Below are 6,350 nucleotides of genomic sequence, written 5' to 3'. Positions count from 1 at the left end.
GCACCAGTTTGGGCACGCCGCGCCCGGCCAGCCAGGCGGCGACCTCCGCGCCGATGGCGCCGGTCCCGCCGGTCACCAGCACCGGCCCGGTCGGGGTCCACGCTGGCCCGGACGGCGCGGGCCCGGCCGGTTCGAGCCGCCTGCCGAACACCCCGGACCGCCGCAGGGCGACCTGGTCCTCGGTGCCGGACAGCACCGCCGCGAGCCTGCCCCCGGTCACGAGGTCGAGTTCGGCGGGCAGGTCGACGAGCCCGCCGAAGCGGTGCGGCAGTTCGAGGGCGGCGACGCGGCCGAGGCCCCACACGGCGGCCTGGCCGGGGTCGGGTGCCGGGTCGGACGCGTCGACGGCCACGGCCCCCCGGGTCGCGCACCACAGCGGCGCGTCGACACCGGCCTCGCCAAGCGCCTGCACCAGGGTCACGGTGTCGGCGAGGGACGTGGTGGCGAGGACACCGCTGAACGGCCCGGCCGGGAGACTGTCCACAGTGGACTCGACGACGTCCGCACCGGCCGCGTGGAGCGCGGCGCGCAGGGCGGGGTCGGCGGGTCCGGCGAGCAGCCAGGTACCGGTCAGCGTGCCGGGGGTGCCGGGCAGGGACCGCCATGTGGCGCGGTAACGCCAGGAGTCGTCGGTGCGGGTCGCGCCCGAGAGCCAGTAGCGCTCGCGCTGGAAGGCGTAGGTCGGCAGGTCGACGGGTCGCCCGCCGGGGAACAGCCTGGTCCAGTCGACGTCGGCGCCACGCACCCAGGCCGCCCCGGCCGCGGCGAGGACCGTGCGGACCTCGTCCCGGCCGCGCCGCAGCGTGGGCACGGCCCCGTCGACCAGGGCGGACAGCACGGCGTCCGGTCCGAGCTCGATGGTGGTGACGACGTGTGCCCCGGCCAGGCGCGCCACCCCGTCGGCGAACCGGACGGTGTCGCGGACCTGACGCACCCAGTAGCCGGGATCCGTGACGTCGCCGGAGGCGACCATCTTGATGCGCGGCTGGTGGAAGGTGAGGGTGGCGGTGACGGCGGCGAACTCGGCGAGCATGGGGTCCATGCGGTGCGAGTGGAAGGCGTGGGAGACCGCGAGCCGTTTGACCCTGCGGCCCTCCCACAGCGCCGCGACCCGGTCGATGGCGTGCTCGTCGCCGGAGACGACGACCGAGTGGCGTCCGTTGACGGCGGCGATGTCCGCGCCGACGGGCAGCAGCTCGGCCACCTCGGCCTCACTCGCCTCGATGGCGAGCATCGCCCCGCCCGGTGGCAGGGCCTGCATCAGCCTGCCCCTGGCGGACACGAGTGCGCACGCGTCGTCAAGGGACAGCACCCCGGCGACGTGTGCGGCCGCGAGCTCGCCGACGGAGTGGCCGAGCAGCACGTCCGGGGTGAGCCCCCAGGACTCCAGCAGCCGGAACAGGCCGACTTCGATCGCGAACAGCGCCGCCTGCGCGTGCCGCGTCTGGTCGAGCCGGTCCTGGTCGGCCCAGGGGATGCCGCCGACACGCGCCGAGATCTGGTCCACGGTGTCGGCGAACACGGGGAAGGCGGCGTGCAGTGCACGCCCCATCCCGGCCCGCTGGGCGCCCTGTCCGGTGAACAGGAACGCCAGCTTGCCATCGGCGACCGTGCCGCGCGGGGTCCCCGCGCCCTGCGCCACCTCGGCGAGCGCGTCGGTCAGTTCTGCGTGGTCGGCGCCGAGCACGACCGCGCGGTGTTCGAGCCCGGCCCTGGTCGCGGCGAGCGACCAGCCGGTGTGTCCCGGGTCGGGCGCCGGGTGCGTGCGCAGACGGTCGGCCTGGGCACGAAGGGCGGCCTCGCTTCTGGCGGACAGGACCCAGGCCACCACGGGCGGGGTGGCCGCCGGTGGGGTGTTCCCCGGCTGGTTCGGGGATTCCTCGATGACGACGTGTGCGTTGGTGCCGCTGATGCCGAAGGAGGACACCCCTGCCCGGCGTGGCCTTGCGGTCTGTGGCCACGGCCGGGCGCCGGTGAGGAGTTCGACGGCGCCGGAGGTCCAGTCGACGTGCCTGCTCGGCGTGTCGACGTGGAGGGTGGCGGGGAGCGACTCGTGCCGCATGGCCTGCACCATCTTGATCACGCCGGCCACCCCGGACGCGGCCTGGGTATGGCCGATGTTGGACTTGAGCGACCCCAGCCACAGGGGGTGTGCGCGCTCCTGCCCGTACACGGCGAGCACGGCGGTCGCCTCGATGGGGTCACCGAGGGTAGTGCCGGTGCCGTGTGCCTCCACGACGTCCACATCGGACGGTTCGAGTCCGGCGGCGGCCAGCGCGGCGCGGATCACGCGCTGCTGGGCCGGGCCGTTGGGCGCGGTGAGCCCGTTGGAGGCGCCGTCGGAGTTGACGGCGGAGCCGCGCACGACCGCCAGGATGTGGTGGCCGTTGCGCTGGGCGTCGGAGAGCCGTTCGACGAGCAGGAGCCCGACACCCTCGGACCAGCCGGTGCCGTCGGCGGCGTCGGCGAACGGTTTGCACCTGCCGTCGGCGGCGAGGCCGCCCTGACGCGCGAACTCGTCGAACCCGGCCTGGGTGGCGAGCACGGCGACCCCGCCCGCGACCGCGAGGTCGCATTCGCCTGAGCGCAGCGCGGTCGCCGCCCAGTGCAGGGCGACCAGCGACGACGAGCACGCCGTGTCGACGGTGATCGCGGGGCCTTCGAGTCCGAGGGTGTAGGCGACGCGCCCGGACAGGACGCTGTTGGCGGTGCCGGTCAGGAAGTGCCCTTCCGGTTCGGCGTCGGTGCCGTGCCCGTAGAAGGAGTGCGACGCGCCGACGAACACGCCGGTCCGGCTGCCGCGCAGGGTGTGCGGGTCGATGCCGGCCCGCTCGACGACCTCCCACGACGCCTCCATCACGAGCCGTTGTTGCGGATCCATGGCGGTGGCTTCGCGGGGGGAGATGCCGAACATCGCCGCGTCGAACGTCGTGGCGTCGTGGACGAACCCGCCGACCGGGGTGTAGTCGCGGGGGGCGAGGTGCCAGCCGCGGTCGGCGGGGAACCCGGAGATCGCGTCGGTGCCGTCGGCGACCAGGTCCCACAGGTCGTCGGGGCTCGCGACGCCGCCGGGGTACCGGCAGCTCATGGCGATGATCGCGATCGGCTCGTCGGTGCGGCCCCGGACCGTGACGGGGTCGGCCGCCGTGGTCGTGCCGGTCAGCTTGGCCAGCAGGTGGGTGCTGAGCGCCGCCGCCGACGGGTGGTCGAACACGAGGCTGCCGGGCAGGGTGAGCCCGGTGTCCTCGGCGAGCCGGTCACGTAGTTCGACCGAGGTGAGGGAGTCGAAACCGAGGTCGGTGAAGGCCCGGTTGCGGTCGACGACGGTGCCTTCCGGATGGCCGAGGACAGCCGCCGCGTGCGTGCGGACGAGGTCGAGCACGAACCCGGCCCGGTCGGCCTCCCGCACGTCGGCCAGCCGGTGGCCGGGTACGTCCGCGCGCTGGTCCGATGCTGGCTGGGGGGCGAGATCGGCGAGCAGCGGGCTCGGGCGGACGGCGGTGAAGGCGGGGACGAACCGGTCCCACGCGACGTCGGCGACGGTCACGCAGGCCTCGCCGGAGTCGACGGCCCTGCCCAGCGCGGTCAGCGCGAGGTCGGGTCGCAGTCCGGTGAGTCCCCTGCGGGCGAGGTAGTCGGCGGCGCCGCCGTGGGCGGCCATGCCCGCCCCGGCCCATGGCCCCCAGGCGACCGAGGTGGCGGCACGTCCGACGGCCCTGCGGGCGCGGGCGATGGCATCGAGGTGGGCGTTCCCCGCCGCGTAGGCGGCTTGCCCGCCGCTGCCCCAGGTGCCCGCGATGGACGAGTACAGCACGAACAGGTCGGCGTCCGGCAGCAGTGCGTCCAGGTGGGTGGCCCCGAGGGTCTTGGCCACGGTCGCGGCGGCGTACCCGTCGGCGGACAGGTCGGCCAGCGGGGTCGTGCCGGCGACTCCCGCGGCGTGGACGACGCCGGTGACGGGGTGTTCGGTCAGCAGGGTGGCGAGCGCGTCGCGGTCGGCGACGTCACAGGCGGCGACGACCACCTCGGCGCCGAGGTCGGCGAGTTCCGGTGGCACCGCGCCACCCCGGCGGGAGGCCAGCACGATCTTGGGGACGCCGCGGCCCGCCAGCCAGCGTGCGGTCTCGACGCCGAGTGCGCCGGTGCCACCGGTGACGAGCACGGCACCGGACGGCGTCCAGACGGTGTCGGTGGCCGGTGCCCGCACGGGCCGGAGCCTGCGCCCGTAGGTGCCGCTGCCGCGCACCGCGACCTGGTCCTCGGTGCCGGTGAGGACGGCGGCGAACCGGGCGCCGGTGACCGGGTCGAGGACGGCGGGCAGGTCGACCAGCCCGCCCCCCCGGCCGGGTGCCGCGAGCGCGGCGACCCGCCCGATCCCCCACACCTGGGCGGCGGCGGGGCTGGTGACGGGATCGGTCACGCCGACCGAGACCGCGCCCCGGGTGACCACCCAGAGGGGACCGGGCAGGCCGGAACGCAGCAGGTCCAGTGTCGCGGTGGCGTCGGCGACGCAGACCACACCGGCCCAGTCGCCCGGGACGGGCCCGGCGGACTGGACGATCTCGGTCCCGGCGGCACGCAACGCGTCCGCCACGTCGTCACCGGCGCCGAGCACCAGCCAGGTGCCGTGTGGCGCGCGGGGGTCCGGGGTGAGGGGCTGCCAGGTCTCGGCGTAGCGCCAGGAGTCGACGGCGGAGTGTTCGCGCCGGTCGCGCCGCCACGACGCGATCGCGGGGAGGACGGTGCCGAGTTCCGGCCCGGGGTCCATGCGCAGCGCCTCGGCGAGTTTGCCGGTGTCGCCTGCGTCGATGGCGGCCCAGAACTCGGCTTCGGCCGGATCGGTCGCCTGGGTGGCGGGTTCGGGGACGAGCCAGTAGCGGGTGCGCTGGAACGGGTAGGTGGGCAGGGCGGTCCGGGTGCCGCCCCAGGGGGCGAACACGGCGGGCCAGTCCACGTTGTGTCCCCGGGTCCAGGCGGCGGCGAGCGCGCCGAGCAGGGTGCGTGCCTCGTCGTGGCCGCGTCGCAGCACCGGGACAGCGCCGTCGACGTGCGCCGACAGCACCGGATCGGGCCCCAGCTCCAGGAACGCGGTGACACCCCGCTCACGCAGTTCCGTGACACCGTCGGCGAACCGCACGGTGTCCCGAACCTGCCGCACCCAGTACGCCGGATCGGTCACCATCCCCGGCAACGGAATCCCAGGTTCGTTATACGTCAAGGATTCCGCGACGGTGGCGAACTCCGCGAGCATCGGCTCCATCAACTTCGAGTGGAAGGCGTGCGACACCACAAGACGCTTCACCCGACGACCCTCAGCACGCCACCGCTCCTCCAGAACCGAGATCTCCTCCTCGGTTCCCGACACCACAAGCGAAGTCGGACCGTTCACCGCAGCGACATCGACACTCGCCGGAACGTCCTCTTCGGACACCTCGGCCGCCAGCATCGCCCCACCGGACGGCAACCCAGCCATCAAACGACCACGAGCAGCCACCAGTGTGCACGCGTCGTCCAGCGACAACACCCCAGCCACCTGCGCGGCCGAAACCTCACCAATCGAGTGCCCCAGTAGGAAATCAGGCCGCAACCCCCACGACTCCAGCAACCGGAACAACGCAACCTCAAGCGCGAAAATCGCCGCCTGCGCACCATCTGTCCGGTTCAACGCCTCCACATCATCGATCGGGACACTCCCCAACCGCGACGACACCTCATCCCACGCGGCAGCGAACACCGGGAACGACTCGTACAGCTCCCGACCCATTCCGAGTCGCTGAGAACCCTGACCGGTGAAAAAGAACGCCAGACCGCCAGGTTCGGCCGACCCGGTCACCACGTCATCGCCAAGGACCACAGCGCGGTGATCGAGCACGGCACGGGCGGTGGCCAGGGTGTGCCCGATGTCGACCGGCCGTTCTCGCAGGCCGCCGATCCGGTCGAGCTGGACACGCAGTGCCGCCTCGGACCTGGCCGAGACGACCATCGGCACGACCTGCGGCGCGGTGTTTTCCCGCACGGCGGGTGACGCGGGCGGGGCGTCCTCGATGATCACGTGCGCGTTGGTGCCGCTCACCCCGAACGAGGACACACCGGCGCGGCGGACCCGCTCCCCCTCCTGCCACGGCTGGGCCTCGGTGAGGAGCCGGACATCGCCTGCCGACCAGTCGATGTGCGGGGACGACTCGTCCGCGTGCAGTGTCCTGGGCAGAGATCCGTTACGCAGGGCCATGACCATCTTGATGACACCGGCGACACCCGCCGCGGTCTGCGCGTGCCCGATGTTCGACTTCACCGAACCCAGCCACAACGGCCGATCCCGATCCTGCCCATAGGTCTCGATCACCGCCTGC

The 6,350-nt window shown here is 73.8% G+C and carries 1 protein-coding gene; it reads right to left on the bottom strand.

What is annotated here, in order from left to right; genetic code table 11:
- A partial coding sequence (locus tag WBA97_RS30480; protein ID WP_424234413.1) for an SDR family NAD(P)-dependent oxidoreductase occupies positions 1-6,350 on the bottom strand: 6,350 nt, incomplete at both ends.

Origin of the sequence: Actinophytocola sp., assembly GCF_049647105.1 — a bacterium.
In the GTDB taxonomy this organism is placed as follows: Bacteria; Actinomycetota; Actinomycetes; order Mycobacteriales; family Pseudonocardiaceae; genus Actinophytocola.
The sequence above is the reverse complement of the archived record's forward strand: the minus strand, read 5'-3'. Positions and strand labels throughout refer to the sequence as shown.